The organism is Commensalibacter papalotli (ex Servin-Garciduenas et al. 2014) (assembly GCF_000527695.1).
Classification (GTDB): Bacteria; Pseudomonadota; Alphaproteobacteria; order Acetobacterales; family Acetobacteraceae; genus Commensalibacter; species Commensalibacter papalotli.
Window position 1 is genome coordinate 310,269 of the sequence record NZ_ATSX01000001.1, and the last position, 20,089, is coordinate 330,357.

Here is a 20,089-nt window from a genome sequence, read left to right on the forward strand (position 1 = left end):
TAAATGTGAATAATTTTTATTTACGCAATAATTTAGGTTAATTAATCAGGAGATCCCTTTATAATGTCTGAACCAATCGTTATTGATGATTCTTTTCGTCTAACAGACCCAACCAAAGAATATAGCCATTTAAATGCTGAAAAAGTGCTGAGTGTTCATCATTGGACAGACCGTTTATTTTCTTTTAAATGCACTCGTACATCCAGCTTGCGCTTTGAAAATGGACAATTTTGTATGATTGGGATCGAAGTTAACGGCAAGCCTTTGTTGCGTGCTTACAGTGTTGCCAGTGCAAATTATGAAGAAGAATTAGAGTTTTTGTCTATTAAGGTTCCAGATGGCCCATTAACCTCTCGTTTATGTCACATGCAAGTTGGAGACACGGTTCTAATTGGACGTAAACCGACAGGAACATTGGTTCTATCTAATTTAAAACCTGGTCGTAATTTATACTTTTTCTCTACAGGCACTGGGCTTGCTCCATTTATGAGCCTCATTCGTGACCCAGAGGTTTATGAAAATTTTGAGAATGTGATTTTAACTCATGGTGTACGTACTGTGGGTGAGTTGGCTTATCGTGATTATATTACAAAAGAATTACCAAACCATGAATTCCTTGGTGAAGATATTTCTAAAAAGTTAATTTATTACCCAACGGTTACACGTGAAGATTTCCCTGTTCGTGATCGTATTACAACCTTGATTAATAATGAAAAATTATTTTCGGATACAAATTTACCAGTGATGGATCCAGAGTTGGATCGTGCAATGATCTGTGGTTCACCAGAAATGTTGGCAGAAATTAAAACGATCCTTGAAAATCGCGGTTTTACCGAGGGGAATGGAAACTCACCTGGATCTTTCGTAATCGAAAAAGCATTTGCGGAGCAATAATCTATGACATATGACTTTGACCTTATCGTAATCGGTGCGGGTTCTGGTGGCGTTCGTTGTGCACGAATTGCTGCTGGACATGGAGCAAAAGTTGCCATCATTGAAAAACAACATTGGGGCGGAACTTGTGTAAATATTGGCTGTGTTCCCAAAAAACTGATGATGTATGCCAGCACTTATGGCGATTTGGTTGAAGATAGTCATGGATATGGATGGGATACGAAAAAAGGGCAGCATCATTGGCAACAGCTTATTGAGGCAAAAGACAAAGAAATCCATCGTTTAAATGGAATATATGTGTCTATGTTACAAAAGGCTGGAGTTACTATTTTTAAAGGTGCTGCTTCTTTTAAGGATGCGCATACAATTAATATTGCCCAAAGCGTTCTTTCCGAGGATGTAACTCAAGGGGCGTTAGACATCACGGCAAAACATATTGTGATTGCTACGGGTTCATCCCCAAGCCTTTTGGATATAGAAGGTAAAGAACATGGGATTGTTTCTGATCAAGCATTTTATCTCAAAGAACGTCCTCAAAGAATTTCTATTATTGGTTCAGGTTATATAGGGATAGAATTTGCTGGTATTTTTGCAGGTTTGGGATCTCAAGTTGATTTGATTTATCGTCAACCTGTGCCTTTGCGTGGATTTGATCAAGATATGCGCCAGGCCTTGTATGATGCTATTGCTGTGCGCCCAAATATCATGCAGCATACAGGCAAAAATCCTGTAAAAGTTGAAAAAAATGGTGATACGTATAAGCTTCATTTAGATGACGGTGATGTCATTGAGACCAATTGTGTATTTTTTGCGACAGGACGTCATCCGAACATTAGTGGATTAGCTTTGGACCATGCAGGTGTAGAAATTACTGATAAAAAGCAAGTTATTGTAGATGATAATTTTGTTACTTCTTCCCCTAATATTTATGCAATTGGGGATGTTATTGATAAAATCAATTTGACGCCAGTTGCGATTGCACAAGGTCATGCTTTGGCAGATCGCTTGTTCGCTGGTTACAGCAGAAAAGCAGCCTATGATTCTACCCCAAAAGCCGTTTTCTTTTATCCACCTTTGGCTAGTGTAGGTTTGTCCGAAGAGGAAGCTGTAAAAAAGGGTGAAGTAGAAATATATGTTTCTCAGTTTACTGCGATGAAGTATGTATTTACAGAGCGTAAAATCAAAACCTTTATCAAGATGATCGTTGATAAAAGAACTCAATTAGTTGTTGGTCTGCATATGTTGGGCGACGATGCCCCAGAAATTATGCAAGGTTTTGCCGTGGCAATTGCTGCAGGGCTGACAAAAGCCGATTTTGATCAGACAATTGGTATTCATCCATCCTCAGCTGAAGAACTTGTTACTTTAAGACAAGTAACAAGAACTAGCCAAAAACAATAATCACTTATCTTGGGGTTAACCAACCATTACCTGTTGAATCCCCAAGTTTTCCACTGCCCATAGGACCGCTTTCTCTGTATGCAGTTCCATAGCGAGATAGGTTAGCCCCACTAACTGCGTCTTTATTTTCAGAAAGAGCTCGTTGATGCTCTGGATCTGGGCCTTTGGTCATATCCATAGATGGTGCATATGTATATCCAGGAGGTGGTGCCCTACGTCCACGAACGGTAATATGTTCACCTCCACCAGATCCTTTATCCGCAGGGGTCTGTGTATGTATATTGGCAGATTGCCCTGAAAGACCTGGTAATGTGGCACTGTTAGAGTTCACATTCATCTCTTGTCCATAACTATTAGTTATAAATAAAGGGGTGATTAGGAATAGCCCATATAAGCTATGTTTCAGCCAGTGCATGTTTGTATCCTTTTATTTCTTAGCAGTAAGAACTGTATATTCTATGATGGTTACAATCTATTTTATATATAATTTGAAAGAAAATATAGATTCAAAATGATTTATTTATGGCATGATCTTATTCGAAGATTTATATTAATTTTACTTTGAGAAAAAAAATAAAAGTTAGCGTGGAACAATAGTCTGAACGAGCTGGATATTTATTTGTAAGTAAATTATTATGGATCTGAAAGAAATCACTTCGATCGTTTATAATGCTTGGTTGTAGAGAAAATGGTGGGCCACATTTTTTACTGAATTATGCTTGAGTATCTATGTGTTGCGCCAACACCTAAAAACAAATGTTCATGTTTTAAAGTGGAGTATGTAACAGGCACAAAACTTGGTATGATTTGGGCATTAATAAATTCTGCAAAATCAATCATAGTAGCTGCGAAATTTTATTATGAAACCTCTCCATATAATCATGAGGCTGGCCCCAGATTACCAAAATCGCTGCTCCCTTTATCGGGAGATCAAGAGGTATCTTTGTTGATTGATTTGCGACCAAACAGTTTTGGAAATATTTTGTATTATCTAGAGTTAACTTTTTATACGTTTGGTACTGATCATCAATGAATGGTGGAGAATTGGTTATGTTGCACCAACTTTTACAGGTATGCTCAAAGAGTTAAATACTGAAGAGATTATTTGTCAGCGTTATAATTTATAACCTGGAAACTATGGTTAGATTGATTTTGCATGTTCATGTTGGGAACAATAAGTTAGAATTTTATCGATGGTTAAATTTGCTGGCTAAGTAATCTCCAGCCCACTGAATTGCAGAAATCATGATGACCAACAGAACAATAACAATAGCCATTATATCAGATCTAAATTGTTGATAACCATATTGAATTGCGTATCGTCCCAATCCACCTGCACCAATCGTGCCTGCCATTGCAGAAATACCAACAATCAAAATAATGGTAACGGTAAAACCAGAAATTAATCCAGGCAGAGCTTCTGGTAATAAAACTTCTTTAATTATGGCGATACGGCTGCCGCCCATAGCTTTGACAGCTTCGATCAGCCCATGGTTAACTTCTCGTAATGATACTTCAGCGATGCGTGTAAAATATGGAATCGTAGCGATAGCAAGTGGGACAATAGCAGCTTCGGTACCAATAGCAGTTCCTACGAGAAAACGCGTAACAGGAATCAAAGCAACGAGTAAGATGATAAAGGGAATAGACCTGAAGATATTGATAATTACGCTCACAATGCGGTGGGGAATAGGGGAAGGCCTTAAACCATCTGGTGCAGTGATAATTAAAAATAATGCAATAGGCAGACCACCAACAAGGGTTAAAAACCCACAGGCAACAGTCATCTCAGTGGTTTCCCAAATCGCTTTATAAAGCTGTTCAAGCTGATAAGGAGAAATATTGCTGATATGACTAAGATATTGGTTAATTTGATCTATATTAAAAAGAGACATACCCAACTCTTTCGACGCTTTCGACACCCATTAAGGTTAATGCTTTCATGGTTTTATCACAATCCTCTGCACGTACGGCTAGGAATGAAGTTCCAATCGGAGTTTCTCGAATATGAGAAATACTTCCCTCTAATAAAGAGGCAGAAATAGAATATTCTTTTTGTAAGTCAGCAATTAAAGGTTTGCGAACAACGTTACCTAACATAATGACATGCAAAATGCCATAATCATTGGCTTGGGGAGTATCGCGTAATTGACTGATAATACTTTGAGGTAATGAAGGTTGTTCTTCGGTAAGCAACTGTTTGGTAGTTTCTGCTTTAGGATGGGAAAATACGTGGGTTACAGGACCTTCTTCAATAATTTTTCCACCTTGTAAAACAATCACTTGGTCTGCTAGCAGGCGGATAACACTCATCTCGTGTGTAATTAATACAATTGTTAAATTTAGTTGTTTATTAATTTGTAATAATAAATCAATGATAGAACGTGTTGTTTCTGGATCAAGTGCAGAAGTTGCTTCATCACAAAGCAAAAGGGCAGGGTCTGCTGCCAAAGCTCTAGCGATACCAACGCGTTGTTTTTGTCCACCTGAAAGTTGTGCAGGGTAATTATCAGCTTTGTCTGGCAGTCCAACAAGATTTAGTAGCTCTTGAGCTTTTTTGAGACGTTTTTCTTTGGATATGCCTGCAATTTTCAGCGGAAGGGCAATGTTTTTTAAAACAGTTTGATTGCTAATTAGATTAAAATGTTGAAAAACCAAACCTATTCTTTGTTGTAAAGGCAAAAGCTCTTTACGAGGAAGATTAGCAATATCCTTACCTTCGATTTTGACCTTACCCGTATCGGGTCTCTCTAATCCAGCCAAACAGCGTAATAAGGTTGTCTTTCCTGCGCCTGAATGGCCAATAATTCCCATGATTTCTCCCTTTTTAACAGAAAAGGAGAGGTGGGATAATGCGACATGATTACCAAAGTTGCGGCAAACATCTTCGAATTCAACAACAGGAGTATCAAGAGGGGTCGTAGAAGGTAAGGTCATTTTATTAAAAAGTCAGTATGCTAATAATTTTATTGCCACGCCGGTAAAATGGCTCCGTGGTATTTGTCTTCCATTGCTTTTTTAACGGCATCAGATTGAAAGCTTTCTACCAATTCTTTCATTTCAGGCTTGTTTTCATCACCTTTTCTGACAACAAGAATGTTGGCATAAGGGTTATGTAAACGATCTTCTTGTAACAAAACAGACTTAGGATCAATTTTTGCAGAAATGACATAGTTTGTATTAATAGCAGCCATGTCAACATCATCCAATGATCTTGCAAGTTGGGCTGCATCAAGTTCTACAAAGTTATAATGATGAGGGTTCTCAGCAATATCACCTAGGCTTGGTAAAGCAGGTGCATCCTTGTTTAGTTTAATCAACCCTTGTTTAACCAACAGGTTTAAGGCACGCCCTTGATTGGATGGGTCATTTGGAATACCGATTTTTGCACCATCAGCTAGATCTTTAATCGTTTTAATCTTATGAGAATAAAACCCTAGAGGTTCAACCCATGTTTTACCAATAACCGCCAATTTATATCCACGAGCTTTGACCTGAGCATCCATAAAGGGAATATGTTGAAATGCATTTGCTTCAATATCTTTGCCAACCAAAGCTTCATTCGGTAAATTATAATCGTCAAAATTTACCAGCTGAACGTTAAGCCCTTTTGTTTTGGCAACATTCTTAGCAACAACGGCCAAGTCTTCTTCGGGGCCAGAAACAACACCAACTTTAATGGTTTTTTCCTGAGAATCAGCTGCTTTTACCTGAAGTGCTGTAAAAGAGCAAAGTGCAAAAGCAACAGAACCTGCGAGTATAGCTCGACGAGACAAAGCGGAAAACATAAGCAATAACCCTTGTGATGCAAGTGAAAATGATCAGTTTGATTTTAAATTTGATTTTTAATATCTATAGTAAAATTTAAAAAAAACAATAGTTAAACTACAACTTATACAGATTATAGCTTTTTACATGATAGTTAAAAAAAAATTTTATTTGGTCAGAGGTATAATTGTTCCATTGTGTGTAAAAACTTAATTACGGATAATTCGTATAATTATATTAAAAATAATAATAAAATTAGATTTTTAACTTTGTTGGTTAATCAAAGGAAGATCTTGAAGGTATATTTTAAAATTTTTAAGGAAAATATATATTTTGCTATAGGAAAAATTTAAAAATACGATACACTATTTAAGGCTATATCAAGTTACAATTTTAATTGTATCTATTAAATAAAGCGTTATTTTGAATTTATTACTTTTTATTTTGATTAGGATCTATCCGATGAGCGATACTTCTTCGAATTCTGGAGCAAAACATTCTTCTTGGAAGCCAGATAGTTGGCGTTCTTTTCCAATTAAACATGTTCCTGAATATCCTGATCAATCTGCATTGATGAGTACAGAGGAAAAATTAAAAGGATATCCTCCTTTGGTGTTTGCTGGTGAAACACGCCAATTAAAGAGACAGTTAGCCTTGGCATCACAAGGCCAAGCTTTCGTTTTACAAGGTGGTCCATGCGCAGAAATATTTGAGGAATTTACAGCAGATATTATTCGTGATGTATTTCGTGTAATTTTACAAATGGCGATCGTTTTAACTTATGGTGCCAAAGTTCCAGTAGTTAAAATTGGACGAATTGCGGGACAGTTTGCAAAACCACGTTCTTCAGATAATGAAACCAAAGGTGATATCAGCCATATGTCTTATCGTGGTGACATTATTAATGGCATTGACTTTACCGCAGAATCCAGGATTCCAGATCCTAAAAGAATGGAGCTTGCTTATTTTCAATCAGCAGGCACCCTTAACTTGGTTCGTGCTTTTGCAAATGGCGGATATGCAAATTTACATGAGGTGCATCGTTGGAATTTGGATTTCGTTGAGCGCTCTCCTTTGGCACAACGTTACAGTGTTTTATCAGAAAAAATTGATGAAACATTAGCATTTATGCGCGCATGTGGTTTGACTGGGGATAATACTCCTCAGATCAAAGAAACAGATTTTTACACTTCTCACGAAGCGTTATTATTGCCTTATGAGCAAGCTTTAACCAGAATAGATTCAACGTCGGGTGAATGGTATGATTGTTCAGCACATTTTCTGTGGATTGGCGATAGAACACGTCAACCTAATGGGGCACATGTAGAGTTTTTACGTGGGATTAAAAACCCAATTGGGATCAAAGTGGGTCCAAGTGCAAATATTGATGATTTGTTGAAATTATTGGATATTTTAAATCCTGAGAATGAACCTGGGCGAATTTCGTTGATTGCTCGAATGGGTGCAAGTAAAATCAAAGAACTGCTTCCTCCTTTTGTTAAAGCTGTAAAAGCTTCTGGTAAAATTGTAACTTGGTTAAGTGATCCAATGCATGGTAATACGATCTCTACCAGTGATGGTACAAAAACACGTCCGTTTGATGAGATTTTATCAGAACTTATGGGATTTTTCGATGTGATGGCATCCGAGGGGGCTATTCCTGGTGGTATTCATGTTGAAATGACTGGTGCCAATGTAACAGAATGTATTGGTGGTGCTCATCATTTAACAGAGGCTGATTTGGGACAACGTTACCAAACATTTTGTGATCCACGTTTAAATGCAGAACAATCTTTGGAAATGGCCTTTTTAGTTGCTGAAGAATTGGCTCAACGTCACTTTGCGGCAAATAAAAGTAAATAATGTAGGCTTTAGAAAGAGCGTTGTATGACTGTTAAAGATAATAACCAAGAACGAGACGCGGTATTTAAAGGCTTGGTTGCTGTTCAGCAACCAAGTGATCTTGATATGGTGGCTGCACGCACAGATGCTTATTTTAATAGGACACAACATATCGTCCAGCATTATGGGGACAAAGAAGTTGTTTATGCTGTATTCCTACGTCGTCCAGTTTTATCAGCACCACGTTTAGCATTACAGTGGTTAGATAGACTCTTTGAACAAGAAAATATCAATGCGACTTATTATGTGGCTTTTCCAGAAGGGGAATGGGTAGGCGCTGGGCAGCCGATTTTGTATTTAAAAGGGTCTTTTGAACAGCTTGCTGTTTTGGAAACTATTTTATTACAAAAATTGGGTTCTTGTTGTGTTGCAGCTTGTAATGCATTTCAAATGGTGCAGACGCTGCCAGAAACTGATTTTATAGCTATGGGGGCACGTCATTGTGCAGGCTATGAAATGCAAGAGATGGTCGAATATGCGGCTTGGGTTGGTACGCAAGCTGCACAAAAAAAGAGTGGGTCAAAAGGGTTTATAGGTACAGCCAGTGCTAATACAGCTAAATTGTTTGGTTTAGAGAGTGGTTTTGGTACGATGCCACATGCTTTAGTGGGGTATGCAGGATCAACAGTTCGTGCAGCTGAAATGTTTCACGAACAATTTCCAGACCAAACATTAGGGGTTTTGGTTGATTTTTTTGGTAAAGAAGTAACTGACGGAATATCAGTTTGCCAACGTTTCCCTGAGTTGGCTGCACAAGGTAAAATTATGTTGCGTTTAGATACGCATGGTGGTCGGTTTTTAGAAGGGTTAAATCGACAAACATCATACTCTTTAATTATGCGTCATGCCCCTGAAACGCTTCAACGTTATTGTTCAGAAAAAGAATTAACGCACTTAACGGGGACTGGTGTTTCAGCAGCAGCCATTTGGTGGATGCGTGAACGATTAAACGAGGCAGGATTTGGTAAAGTCAAGTTGATTGCCTCTTCTGGGTTCGATGTGACTAAGTGTCGTATGATTGCAGAGGCGAAGGCTCCTGTTGATTGTATTGGTACGGGATCATTTATTCCTAATCTTTGGAATGAAACCTATGCAACTGCTGATATTATTGCGTATAATGGACAGTCTTTGGTTAAAAAAGGACGTGAATTCTTAGTTAATTTTGCACGTCAATATGTTTCTGGAATAGAATAGTTTGAAGAATAAAAAGCTTGATAGGAGATTGGTTTTTGGATAGTCAAAAAAATGAAGAGAGTGATGTAAAAGGTGAATATACTATTCATGTTTTTGACCTTTCCAGTGACCATGAGGATAAAGTTGTAGAAATTATTGATGGTTTTTACAATGAAGAGCACGCAGTTGTTTTTGCCCACGCCTATGTTCGCGCAAGCGTTGAACGTTGTCGTATTCCTGGCGGCACTAATCAAGAGATTTTTGATGCTTGGTCTGCATTTGGTGAAGATGTTAAAGTAATGAATAAAGAGGACGAGATATGGAATTCCTCTGATGAGATTATGTCTTTTGTTGAAAATAAATCGACACCCATGGAATGTGATTGGCGTTCATTGGATCCTCGCCGTTTAGTTGACGAGGATGAATTTCCCGAAGATGATAAAGAATAACCCCTGAGTTTTAAAGATAATTTAAATAGCGATAAGTTTTGAAGATGAAATTACGTTTTGCCCCAAGTCCTACTGGTTTAATGCATGTAGGGAATGCTCGTTTGGCTGTTGCCAATGCTTTGTTTGCTCGCCGTCATGGCGGCAAGTTTATGCTACGTATTGATGATACGGATGTTGAACGTTCCAAAGAGGAATATGTTCGTGAAATTCACAAAGCATTGGAATGGTTTGGTTTTTCTTGGGATGAATATATGAAACAATCCGATCGTATGGATCGGTATGCGATGGCGATTGAACGGTTAAAAGAATCTGGACGTTTATATCCTTGCTTTGAAACCAAAGAGGAATTGGATTTTAAACGTGAGTTACGCCGTCGCCAAAATAAACCCCCTTTATATGATCGTGCGATGTTAAGATTAACCCCTGAACAGCGCGAAGCAGCTGAAGCTAATGGAAAAGTGCCACATTGGCGCTTTAAACTTTCGGGTCGTGAAATCAGATGGGATGATTTGGTTATGGGGCAATGTCGTGTTAAGCTAACTTCTATTTCTGATCCGATTATGATCAAAGCGGATGGTACTGTTTTATACACATTGGCATCTGTTGTTGATGATTTGGAAACGGATATTACCCATATTATTCGTGGTGAAGATCATGTTACCAATACTGGTGTCCAAATTGATTTGATTGAGGCATTAATAGGCAAACCTAACACCATTAATTTTGCACATTTACCTTTGTTAATGGATGCTGATGGTGGGAAACTTTCAAAACGTCTAGGAAGTGTTTCTCTTAAAGAGTTACGCGAAGATGGGTTGGAGGCTAAAGCAATAGTTTCTTATCTTGCACGTTTAGGTACATCACGTGATCCGCAACTTTTATCTGTTGATGAATTGGCAAAAGATTATGATTTATCAACTTATTCACGTTCACCAGCACGTTTTGATATTCAACAAATGCTCATTTTAAATAAAAAATGTTTGCATAATATGGAATTTGCTGAGGTCAAAGATCGTCTTCCTTCTTCTATTACAGAAGAATTCTGGAATGTTGTTCGCCCTAATCTTGAGTTGTTAAGTGAAGCAAGATATTGGTGGGATTTGGTACATGAAGATATTATTCCTGAAGCCGCAGAGGAAGATAAAGAATATCTACAACAAGCACTTGATTCTTTACCAGAAGATCCTTGGACAGAAGAAACATGGGGACAATGGACGGCTAAGTTAAAAGAAGTTAGTGGCCGTAAAGGAAAAACATTGTTTCATCCATTAAGAATGGCATTAACACGCGAAGAAAAAGGTCCAGAAATGAAAGGGTTATTACCGATCATGGGACGCGAACGTGTTGTTCGTCGCTTGCAAGAAGCAGTTTCGCGTTAATTGTGATTGCTCATTAAGTTAAAGTAAAAAGAGCTAGGGGAGTAACCTAGCTCTTTTTTTATTGTATAAATTGTTAGTATTTATTTTAGTTATTACTTTTCTTAAGTATCATTATAGAAAACATAAAAATGACTAATCCACATATAGCAAGTGCTGATCCTACAATTCCAATAGAAGACCATCCCAAACCGATTGAAATAACAACTCCTCCTGCCCAAGCACCAATAGCATTGGCAAGATTAAAAGCGGAATGATTCATTGCCGAGGCTAATATTTGTGCTTTGGGTGCGAGATCCATTAAGCTTGCTTGCAAAGCGGGAACTAATGCAAATCCCGTGCCGATTAAAAGTAAACATATCAAAACCAACAAAGGTGAATGTGCAATAAAAGAGAATAAAGCGAGAAAAACAGCATTCCAAATTAACAAGCCAATGATTGTTTTGATTAAAGATTTATCTGCCATCCATGCACCAATAATATTGCCGATGACCATTCCCATGCCCCATAGAGCTAGAAAAATTGGAACCTGTAATTCTGTTTGATGGGTAACATATAATAATGTGGGGGTAATATAGCTATAAACAGCAAACATCCCACCAAAACCAATAGCAGCCGTTGCTAAGGTCAACCATACTTGTTTTGAATTCAAAGCAGATATTTCTTGTAAGGGGGAAATATTATGATTGGGTTGGATGGTTGGTATTGTGAATGGGAATAAAAATAGTAAGAGTAATCCACCAAAACTAATTAAATAAAATGTAGATTGCCATCCCCACAATTGCCCCATCCACGTGACCAAAGGAACACCCACAAGATTAGCCGCCGCCAATCCTAGCATAACACGTCCTATGGCTTGTGTACGTTGATGGGGCGGGACTAAATTTGCAGCAACCAGTCCTGCAGTTCCATAATAGGCACCATGGGGTAATCCTGATATAAATCGTGCAATGGCTTCTATAGTAAAATTTGATGCCAACGCGGATGTACCATTTCCAATGATAACAAGAATAATCAAAATACAGAGCAATTTTTTGCGCTCCATATTGGCCCCAATAATTGCCAGTAGCGGAGAGCCAACAATAACACCACATGCATAAATACTGATTAAATATCCAGCCGTAGGTATATTTATATGAAATGTTTGTGCAATGTTTGGTAACAAGCCCATTGCAGCAAACTCACCTGTGCCAATAAATAATCCACCTAATGCTAGAATAAAGTGTGCAGTCCATATTTTGGCTTTATCATTTTTATTGATGACCGCTGTTATATCCATATTGTTCACTCTTTTTAATTAAAATATTTTATGAAAATTAAATAGAGCGCGCTGTTCTTTATAAGATAACGAATGAAATTACTCTTTACAATGAACTAAAATTGTACACAATGTGCACTTAAAGTGAACGTTCAATGCATGGTGTCGGTTATGTCTCAATTAACACGGAGTGATCTTGGAGATTTAAATTTCTTTCGCGTGATTGTAGAGGCAGGAGGTTTCCGCAAAGCTGCGGATCAGTTAGATATTTCCCCTTCAGCTTTAAGTCGTTCCATGCGTAATTTAGAAGAACGTCAAGGCGTTCGTTTGTTTCATCGTACTAATCGCAGCATTAAAATAACCTCAGCAGGACAAGAGTTATTACAATCAGTTATAATGGGATTTGATACTATTGAAGCTGGATTAGAGGCACTTAATCGATATAGAGAGCATCCCACAGGATTATTAAAGATTAATGTTTTAAGTGATGCTGCACGCCTTGTTTTGGCACCTATATTGGCAAAATATACAGAAAAATATCCAGAGGTAAGGTTAGAGATCGCCGTGCAAGATACCGTCATAGATATTGTTAAGGATGGGTTCGATGCAGGGATTCGGTATGGTGATATTGTACCAGAGGATATGATTGCGTTGCGTTTATGTAAGCCATTGAATTGGATTATGGCTGCATCTCCAGATTATTTAAAACACGCTCCTGAATTAGAAAAACCAGATGATTTGCATTATCATAAATGTATAGGAACCAGAATGGGAAATGGAAAAATCTATCATTGGGAGTTAGAAAAGGGAAAAGAAAAATATGTGTTGTCAACGGATTGGACGATGATTGTGAATGAAACAATTTTGTCTATTGAAATTGCACAACGTCATGGGGGTATTTGCTATAATCTTGAAAACAGGATTGCAGATCAATTAGCAGAGGGGAGTTTAGTTAGGGTTTTGCCTGAATGGGGATCGATGGGCGAGGCTTTTTACCTTTACTATTCTAATCGCCGTCAATTGCCTAAGGCATTACAGGCTTTATTAAAGTTAATAAAAACATATCATTTTCAATAAACTTCTTTATAAAAACATTTTAAATACATATATAATTTGTTAAAAGATCTTTTCCTTTATATTAAAAACAGTTGTTAATACATGTCAAATCCTTTGAAAGTTGAACTTTTAAGCCCTGCGGGGACATTAAAATCCATGCGTTATGCGTTTGCCTATGGGGCAGATGCAGTTTACGCAGGACAGCCTCGATATAGCCTCAGAGTTCGAAATAATGAGTTTAATCATGAGAACCTTAAAATTGGCATTGATGAAGCTCATGCTCAAGGAAAATGTTTTTATGTGGTGGTGAATATTGCCCCCCATAATGCCAAATTAAAAACGTTCATCAAAGATTTAGAACCTGTTGTAGCAATGGGACCAGATGCATTGATTATGTCCGACCCAGGATTAATCATGATGGTGCGTGAAGCATTCCCAGAGATGGCAGTGCATTTATCTGTGCAAGCGAATGCTGTGAATTGGGCAACGGTTAAGTTCTGGCGACAAATGGGATTAACACGGGTTATTTTGTCTCGTGAATTATCGATCAAAGAAATCGAGGAAATTCATCAAAATGTGCCTGATATTGAGCTGGAAGTGTTTGTTCACGGTGCTTTATGTATGGCATATTCTGGACGCTGCTTATTGTCTGGGTATATTAATCATCGTGATGCGAACCAAGGGACATGCACGAATGCTTGCCGTTGGCAATATGGCGTTGAAGAAGGCACTGAAAATGAAGTTGGTGAGATTGTTAGTAAAAAACAAGAGCAATCTGGTGGATGTTGTAATGACAAGGAAGAGGTGCAGCCTACATTAGGTGAGGGACCATCGACTGATAAAGTGTTTGTTCTACGTGAAGGTACCCGACCAGAAGAAGAAATGACTGCGTTTGAAGATGAGCATGGCACGTATATCATGAACTCCAAAGATTTGCGTGCTATTCAACATGTAGAGCGTTTGGTGAATATTGGGGTTTACTCTTTGAAAATTGAGGGGCGGACAAAATCTCATTATTATGTTGCTCGTACTGCTCAAGTTTATCGTAAAGCGATGGATGATGCGGTTGCAGGTCGTCCTTTTGATACCAGCTTGTTAAGCACCTTGGAATCTTTGGCACATCGTGGTTATACAGAAGGGTTCTTGCAACGTCATAAACATAATGATTACCAAAACTATGAAACAGGGTCTTCGGTTTCCATTAAACAACAATTTGTAGGTGAATTCACAGGACAACGTCAAAATGGTTTGGCGGAAGTTACCGTAAAAAATCGTTTTGAGGTTGGTGATCGTTTGGAAATGATGACGCCAAAAGGGAATATTAGCTTTACCCTTGAAAAAATGGAAAATACCAAAGGTGAAGCCGCTACAGTTGCACCAGGAAATAGTCATACGGTATATATTCCGATTGCAGACGATGTGCAGCTGGAATATGCGTTATTGATGCGGTATTTAGGCGGTGAGTAATAGAGTTTTCTTAAATTAATTAAAAAAGCTGGCTTTTGTAAATAAAGCCAGTTTTTTTATATAAAAGCTGCTTGAGAATTGTAGGTTAAATGATACCTAGGGCATCCATTGCAGAAGCAACTCGAACAAAACCAGCAATATTTGCACCTGCAACATAATCACCAGGAATGCCATATTCGTCTGCTGTTTCAGCACAAAGATCATGAATTGTACACATAATTTCGGCAAGACGTTTTTCGGTTTCTTCGAAGGTCCAGCTATCACGTGATGCATTTTGTTGCATTTCTAATGCAGAGGTTGCAACTCCACCAGCGTTTGCCGCTTTACCAGGTGCGAATAAAACACCTGCCTTTTGGAAATTGGCGACAGCTTCTGGAGTAGAAGGCATGTTGGCACCTTCACCAACAGCAATAACACCGTTTTTAATCAACATCTCGGCATCTTTGCCTGTAAGCTCGTTTTGTGTTGCGGAAGGCATCGCAATATCACATGGCACTGACCAGATTGATTCGACCTCTTTGTAATATGTATTACCACCTTTTAATTTTACATATTGTGAAATACGTTCACGCCGTTTTTCTTTGATCTCTTTGACGATATCTAAATCAATTCCATCATCATCAACGATAAACCCGTTAGAATCAGAACATGCAATCACTTTAGCTCCAAGTGCTTGCATTTTTTGGATTGTATAAATTGCAACGTTGCCAGATCCAGAAACGATGACTCTTTTACCCTCTAGTGAGTGTTTTTTGGTTGCCAGCATACGCTCAACAAAATAAACAGCACCATAACCTGTGGCTTCTGTGCGAGCGCGTGAACCGCCGTAAAGTAAGCCTTTACCCGTGATTACACCAGCTTCATAACGATTGGTCAAACGTTTATACTGACCAAACATATATCCAATTTCACGGCCACCAACACCAATATCACCTGCGGGAACGTCTGTATATTCTCCAATATGACGGTGTAGTTCGCTCATAAAAGATTGGCAAAACCGCATGACTTCACCATCGCTGCGCCCACGAGGGTTAAAATCAGATCCTCCTTTACCACCGCCAATAGGCATTCCAGTCAATGCATTTTTAAAAGTTTGTTCAAAACCTAAAAATTTAATAATGCCGACATTGACTGATGGGTGAAAGCGTAAGCCCCCTTTATAAGGACCAAGAGCAGAGTTAAATTGAACACGAAAGCCACGATTAATTTGAACATTGCCAGCATCATCTACCCAAGGCACACGAAATATGATCTGACGTTCGGGTTCGCATAAACGTTGAATTAAACCGTTATCAGCATAATGTGGATTTTTGGCGATAACACGCCCCAAAGATCCCAGAACTTCATGAACAGCTTGATGAAATTCCGTTTCGTTATAATTTCTTTTTTTTACTTGGTTAAGAATAAGCTCAAGAGTTTCATTGTCATTGATAGACATCGCAATCTCCGTGTTCGTTCGTATGTTACATTTGTGTAAAGGAGTATAAAGCCTCAGATCGGATGAAAGGAATTAATAATTCCTAGAATAAAAATATAATTTAAAAGATAAACTAAAATGACACATAGAGTTTAAGTTAGTAACTATTTATATAAATGGGTCATTGGTTGTGTTGTTAAGTGAGTTATTATCAGCATAATATGGGGTTTGAAATTGATTTGTGGGAAAATAATTTTGGTTATTATAACCATCATATAGAGGAACAGGTTGAATATAATTGCCATCCCATTCTGGTTCCATATGTAAAATACGATCTTTAAGTGGGGGATGCGTGGAAAATATTTGACTGGCTGATGAGGAAAAGAACATATGACTATAGGCTTTGCTATTAGCGGTATGAATGATTGATCCTTCAACACTGCCACCGATTTTTTTTAATAAAGAGGCAACAGCATGTGGCATACGGGTGAATTGTGCCGAAGATGCATCAGCTAAAAATTCGCGCTGACGACTGATGCTGGCTTGCATAATATTTCCCCACAAGGCTAAGATCCAGCCAATTATCATAAAAATAAAAGCAAATATCATTGCAATCGCAGGACTAGAATCTTTTTTACTAGAAGAGTTGTGTCGACTATTTCCTCCAAAGCTTATTAAAACATAGTAACCTATTGTCATTAAAGCATACATTCCACAAATAATTGCAGTAAAACGTAAATTGATACGCATATCTTCATTAAGAATATGACTTAACTCATGTCCAACTAACGCCATTAACTCTTCACGGGTCAGAACGTCTAATGCTCCTTTGGTAATCCCAATAGCAACATCATTTAATGTGTATCCAGCTGCAAAGGCATTAATACTGGCTTCTTGATCAAGAATATAAACGTGAGGCGGGGGAATATTGGCAGCAATCGCCATTTCAATGACAATATTAATTAACTGTCTTTCTTGGAAATTGGTAGGCTGTTGAGGATCAATATAACGTCCTCCTAATTGCTCTGCGATAATATATCCACCGACCTTAAACTGATGAAATTTAAATAAGGCTACTGGAATAATAATTCCCAAGGTTCCTCCTAATAAGATATATGTGATATCCCAAGGATAAGCATCCCAACTTTGAGGAAAGTGACCTTTTTCAAAATACTCAATTGCTAGTGCGGTTAATATCGGAAGAATAATTGTTCCAATAATAAATAAAATAACAAAGCGTGTTGTATTATTACGAGCATTCTGTTGATGGGTAAAAAAACTCATTGGACTTAATTACGAGTTAAAATTAACTTTTGGCGCAGATTGTATTTGAATTGTATCCTCAAAGTCGAGAAGTTTTCCTTCTGCAGTATGACCAACCAAAGGAGCGATAAAAACTGCGGGAAATGTTTTCAATGCAATATTATAAGCCGTAACAGCATCATTATAGGCTTGCCTTGCGTAACTGACACGATTTTCAGTAGAGGTAATTTCCTCGCTCAGTTGCATTATATTGGTGTTGGCTTTTAAATCAGGATAAGCTTCTAGTTGAAGATTTAATCCACTTATATTACGATTTAGATTTTGTTCAGCTTTGTTAAGAGCTTGGATATTTTGACCATTACTTGGATCAGTGGAAGCATTTTGCAAAGCGTTCACGGCTCGGTTTCGAGCTTCGGTGACTTTGATTAAGGTTTCACTTTCGTGTTTTAAATAAGCCTTTGCTGTTTCAACTAAATTAGGAATTAAATCATAGCGACGCTTTAATTGCACTTCGATTTGCGAAAAAGCATTTTTAAACTGTGCTTTTAATCGGACAAGCTGATTATAAATTGAAATTAAAATAATAATTGCGATGATAGCAATGGCGATAATAATTACAGTGGTTATGTTCATGTTAATACTACAATTATGTAAAATGACTGATGAAATATAGTCTAACAAGAAATGATCAAAATCAGCAATAAAGTTTAAATATTAAATCAAATTGATAATAATGAAAAAAATTAAGTTTATTGCTGAATGGCTTAAAGAAATAGTGACTAAAGCTGTAAATCTTTCATAAAGAAAATATATGAGAATGCGTGTAGGAACCCAGCCGACGCTATATCAGATGATAATACGATTTTTAAATTAGAGAGATTATCCGCTTTATATGGAAAAGAGTTTTTTTAAAAACTAAGTTTTAATATCAATCTGAATGTTAAATTCGCAACAGGCTAAAGGCATAAAAATTCAACATCTTTAAAGTGATAGGAAAAAAGGCCAAACCTATATATGAATTACGTAGGTATTTTTAATAGGGTGGGGAAATAAAGATGAGTGCAAGTTTTATAGCGATTATTGTAATCCTAGTTGCTGTAGTTATGACCTTTGTCAAAGGTGTTAGGATTGTCCCTCAGGGTCAGCAATGGATTGTAGAGCGTTTAGGAAAATATAAGCAAACATTAGGGGCTGGATTGAATGTTGTCGTCCCTTATATTGACCGTGTTGCGTATCGTCTTTCTAATAAAGATCAGATTTTAGAAGTTCCTAGCCAAGATGTGATTACCAAAGATAATGCGGTCGTCACTGTAAATGCGATTTGTTTCGTTAAAATTGCAGATCCACAAAAAGCAGCTTATGGGGTAGAGGATTATGAGGAAGCAACTTCTGCTCTGGCGATGACGTCATTACGTGCGACAATTGGTAAAATGGATTTGGATGAGAGCTTGTCTTCTCGTGATGTTATCAAAGCTGAGTTATTAGGTGTTATGTCTGATCAAATGACGGATTGGGGATTGATTTTGCGCTCTATTGAGATCCAAGATATTGCGCCATCCCAATCAATGCAAGGGGCGATGGAACAACAAGCCGCAGCAGAGCGCCAACGGAAAGCCACAGAAACCAGAGCAGCAGGAAATAAGCAAGCTGCAATTTTAGAAGCAGAAGGGGTTAAGCAATCCACAATTTTGCGAGCAGAGGCAGAGCAAGAATCAGCGACTAGACAAGCAGCTGCGGCGATTTCTTTGGCCGAAGGTACGAAAAGAGCGAATCAACTTCTTGCAGAGAGCATAAGCGGTGAAGGTGGGCAAGCTGCTTTAAATTTCCAATTAGCTACGCGTTATGTTGATGCTCTTGCTGCATTGTCTCAAAGTCAAAATGCAAAAGTCATTGCAATGCCTGCAGAATTATCTCAATCAATTGGCAGTTTGATTAATGCTGGGGTAGTTCTTGGTACGACAGCGGAAATTAATACAAAGACTGCAAATTCTAAAGATAAATCATCGCTTAATTTTTCCTAGATACAGATTAATATTTAAACATTCATTGCGATAATAGCAATTGCAATGAATAATATCAAATAATTCAGATGCTGCTTTGTCTTACATTCAAATATATAAAGATATATATGAGCTGTATTAGTAAATTAATATTTGCTCAGTTTCAACTGTAGTGGAGTAAAATAGGGTGCTTATAGATTTACAGACAATATGGTTGATGTGGATTGTAATTGGGGGCATTTTGTTGCTCGTAGAGTTATTTACAACAACTTTTTTTGCTTTGTGGATGGCTGTTGCAGCCCTTATCCCAGCAGCAATTTCTTTTTTTGATCCGAATGTCAGCTTGGAATTTCAAATAATTATTTGGATTATGGCAATGTTTTTATGCGCATTTTTATGGATGCGTTTATCTAAAAGAGATACTCCTTTGGAAAATATAGATAAGGAACTTATTGGGCAAATTGGTATCTTGGCTAAAAAATGTGACGCGCAAAATAAAGGGGTATTATTACTGCAAAAGCCAATTGATGGCTTGTCTCAATGGGAGTGTTTGTCTGAAGAACCTATTGCTGCAGAAACACGAGTTATTGTGACTCAAAGAGTTGGACAAAGATTGCTTCGTGTGGATTACGAGAAAAAACAAGTTAGTCGAGTAAGGTGTTAAG

The 20,089-nt window shown here is 37.7% G+C and carries 19 protein-coding genes; 11 read left to right on the top strand and 8 right to left on the bottom strand.

Features of this window, described 5'->3' with window-relative positions; translation table 11 throughout:
• Positions 1–63 precede the first annotated feature (63 nt).
• Positions 64–894, top strand: coding sequence for a ferredoxin--NADP reductase (locus COMX_RS01395; protein ID WP_034336197.1), 831 nt, complete (start codon positions 64–66; stop codon positions 892–894).
• 3 nt (positions 895–897) lie between these two features.
• Entirely contained in the window at positions 898–2,295 is a 1,398-nt protein-coding gene (gene gorA / locus COMX_RS01400; protein ID WP_034336200.1) for a glutathione-disulfide reductase, read from the top strand.
• Between the two features lie 4 nt (positions 2,296–2,299).
• Here gorA and COMX_RS01405 read toward each other — a convergent pair whose 3' ends face one another.
• A complete protein-coding gene (locus COMX_RS01405; RefSeq protein WP_051461769.1) occupies positions 2,300–2,710 on the bottom strand; it encodes a hypothetical protein in 411 nt (136 codons plus the stop codon).
• Between the two features lie 357 nt (positions 2,711–3,067).
• Here COMX_RS01405 and COMX_RS01410 point away from each other — a divergent pair, with 357 nt between their 5' ends.
• Entirely contained in the window at positions 3,068–3,328 is a 261-nt protein-coding gene (locus COMX_RS01410) for a hypothetical protein (RefSeq protein ID WP_152534137.1), read from the top strand.
• Positions 3,329–3,482: 154 nt separating this feature from the next.
• On the opposite strand, the gene COMX_RS01415 is transcribed toward COMX_RS01410, so the two are convergent.
• The 3 genes from COMX_RS01415 to COMX_RS01425 are packed head-to-tail and all read right to left on the bottom strand — an operon-like array spanning position 3,483 to position 6,083.
• The gene (locus tag COMX_RS01415; protein WP_034338645.1) at positions 3,483–4,136 is read right to left on the bottom strand and encodes a methionine ABC transporter permease; all 654 of its coding nucleotides are present in this window, start codon (positions 4,134–4,136) and stop codon (positions 3,483–3,485) included.
• Positions 4,137–4,176: 40 nt separating this feature from the next.
• Positions 4,177–5,232: a methionine ABC transporter ATP-binding protein gene (locus tag COMX_RS01420; RefSeq protein WP_034336205.1), complete on the bottom strand. Its 1,056-nt coding sequence runs from the start codon at positions 5,230–5,232 to the stop codon at positions 4,177–4,179.
• Positions 5,233–5,261: 29 nt separating this feature from the next.
• Positions 5,262–6,083 (bottom strand): MetQ/NlpA family ABC transporter substrate-binding protein, encoded by an 822-nt coding sequence (locus COMX_RS01425; RefSeq protein ID WP_034336207.1) that lies wholly within the window; start codon positions 6,081–6,083, stop codon positions 5,262–5,264.
• A gap of 442 nt (positions 6,084–6,525) precedes the next feature.
• On the opposite strand from COMX_RS01425, the gene COMX_RS01430 reads away from it, so the two are divergent.
• The 4 genes from COMX_RS01430 (at position 6,526) to gltX (ending at position 10,966) form a co-directional block, all read left to right on the top strand.
• Complete coding sequence (locus tag COMX_RS01430; protein WP_034336209.1) at positions 6,526–7,926, top strand: class II 3-deoxy-7-phosphoheptulonate synthase; 1,401 nt, start codon at positions 6,526–6,528, stop codon at positions 7,924–7,926.
• 105 nt (positions 7,927–8,031) lie between these two features.
• A complete protein-coding gene (locus tag COMX_RS01435) occupies positions 8,032–9,159 on the top strand; it encodes a beta/alpha barrel domain-containing protein (RefSeq protein ID WP_235176796.1) in 1,128 nt (375 codons plus the stop codon).
• Positions 9,160–9,194: 35 nt separating this feature from the next.
• Positions 9,195–9,587: a hypothetical protein gene (locus tag COMX_RS01440; protein ID WP_034336214.1), complete on the top strand. Its 393-nt coding sequence runs from the start codon at positions 9,195–9,197 to the stop codon at positions 9,585–9,587.
• 44 nt (positions 9,588–9,631) lie between these two features.
• Entirely contained in the window at positions 9,632–10,966 is a 1,335-nt protein-coding gene (gene gltX, locus COMX_RS01445) for a glutamate--tRNA ligase (RefSeq protein ID WP_034336217.1), read from the top strand.
• A gap of 85 nt (positions 10,967–11,051) precedes the next feature.
• On the opposite strand, the gene COMX_RS01450 is transcribed toward gltX, so the two are convergent.
• A complete protein-coding gene (locus COMX_RS01450; protein WP_051461770.1) occupies positions 11,052–12,242 on the bottom strand; it encodes an MFS transporter in 1,191 nt (396 codons plus the stop codon).
• Between the two features lie 150 nt (positions 12,243–12,392).
• On the opposite strand from COMX_RS01450, the gene COMX_RS01455 reads away from it, so the two are divergent.
• A complete protein-coding gene (locus COMX_RS01455; RefSeq protein WP_034336219.1) occupies positions 12,393–13,298 on the top strand; it encodes a LysR family transcriptional regulator in 906 nt (301 codons plus the stop codon).
• Between the two features lie 81 nt (positions 13,299–13,379).
• Positions 13,380–14,744 carry a prephenate-dependent tRNA uridine(34) hydroxylase TrhP gene (trhP, locus tag COMX_RS01460; RefSeq protein WP_034336221.1) on the top strand — a complete coding sequence of 455 codons (1,365 nt, stop codon included), beginning with the start codon at positions 13,380–13,382 and terminating at the stop codon, positions 14,742–14,744.
• An 85-nt stretch (positions 14,745–14,829) separates the two neighbouring features.
• Here the strand turns inward: trhP and gdhA are convergent, their stop codons facing one another.
• The 3 genes from gdhA to COMX_RS01475 form a co-directional block, all read right to left on the bottom strand.
• Positions 14,830–16,182, bottom strand: a complete 1,353-nt coding sequence (gene gdhA, locus COMX_RS01465; RefSeq protein WP_034336223.1) for an NADP-specific glutamate dehydrogenase — start codon at positions 16,180–16,182, stop codon at positions 14,830–14,832.
• Between the two features lie 147 nt (positions 16,183–16,329).
• Entirely contained in the window at positions 16,330–17,445 is a 1,116-nt protein-coding gene (locus COMX_RS01470; RefSeq protein ID WP_051461771.1) for a M48 family metalloprotease, read from the bottom strand.
• 9 nt (positions 17,446–17,454) lie between these two features.
• Positions 17,455–18,057: a LemA family protein gene (locus tag COMX_RS01475; protein ID WP_034336226.1), complete on the bottom strand. Its 603-nt coding sequence runs from the start codon at positions 18,055–18,057 to the stop codon at positions 17,455–17,457.
• Between the two features lie 422 nt (positions 18,058–18,479).
• On the opposite strand from COMX_RS01475, the gene COMX_RS01480 reads away from it, so the two are divergent.
• Entirely contained in the window at positions 18,480–19,445 is a 966-nt protein-coding gene (locus tag COMX_RS01480; protein ID WP_084051485.1) for an SPFH domain-containing protein, read from the top strand.
• A 166-nt stretch (positions 19,446–19,611) separates the two neighbouring features.
• Positions 19,612–20,088 carry an NfeD family protein gene (locus tag COMX_RS01485; protein WP_152534139.1) on the top strand — a complete coding sequence of 159 codons (477 nt, stop codon included), beginning with the start codon at positions 19,612–19,614 and terminating at the stop codon, positions 20,086–20,088.
• Position 20,089: the final 1 nt, after the last annotated feature.

Bases quoted from the DNA above. Each gene is read 5' to 3' on its own strand.
- COMX_RS01455 (WP_034336219.1), top strand. From the start codon at position 12,393: ATGTCTCAATTAACACGGAGTGATCTTGGAGATTTAAATTTCTTTCGC.
- COMX_RS01450 (WP_051461770.1), bottom strand. From the start codon at position 12,242: ATGGATATAACAGCGGTCATCAATAAAAATGATAAAGCCAAAATATGG.
- trhP (WP_034336221.1), top strand. From the start codon at position 13,380: ATGTCAAATCCTTTGAAAGTTGAACTTTTAAGCCCTGCGGGGACATTA.
- COMX_RS01480 (WP_084051485.1), top strand. From the start codon at position 18,480: ATGAGTGCAAGTTTTATAGCGATTATTGTAATCCTAGTTGCTGTAGTT.
- gdhA (WP_034336223.1), bottom strand. From the start codon at position 16,182: ATGTCTATCAATGACAATGAAACTCTTGAGCTTATTCTTAACCAAGTA.
- gltX (WP_034336217.1), top strand. From the start codon at position 9,632: ATGAAATTACGTTTTGCCCCAAGTCCTACTGGTTTAATGCATGTAGGG.
- COMX_RS01430 (WP_034336209.1), top strand. From the start codon at position 6,526: ATGAGCGATACTTCTTCGAATTCTGGAGCAAAACATTCTTCTTGGAAG.
- gorA (WP_034336200.1), top strand. From the start codon at position 898: ATGACATATGACTTTGACCTTATCGTAATCGGTGCGGGTTCTGGTGGC.
- COMX_RS01475 (WP_034336226.1), bottom strand. From the start codon at position 18,057: ATGAACATAACCACTGTAATTATTATCGCCATTGCTATCATCGCAATT.
- COMX_RS01435 (WP_235176796.1), top strand. From the start codon at position 8,032: ATGGTGGCTGCACGCACAGATGCTTATTTTAATAGGACACAACATATC.
- COMX_RS01470 (WP_051461771.1), bottom strand. From the start codon at position 17,445: ATGAGTTTTTTTACCCATCAACAGAATGCTCGTAATAATACAACACGC.
- COMX_RS01420 (WP_034336205.1), bottom strand. From the start codon at position 5,232: ATGACCTTACCTTCTACGACCCCTCTTGATACTCCTGTTGTTGAATTC.
- COMX_RS01425 (WP_034336207.1), bottom strand. From the start codon at position 6,083: ATGTTTTCCGCTTTGTCTCGTCGAGCTATACTCGCAGGTTCTGTTGCT.
- COMX_RS01405 (WP_051461769.1), bottom strand. From the start codon at position 2,710: ATGCACTGGCTGAAACATAGCTTATATGGGCTATTCCTAATCACCCCT.
- COMX_RS01395 (WP_034336197.1), top strand. From the start codon at position 64: ATGTCTGAACCAATCGTTATTGATGATTCTTTTCGTCTAACAGACCCA.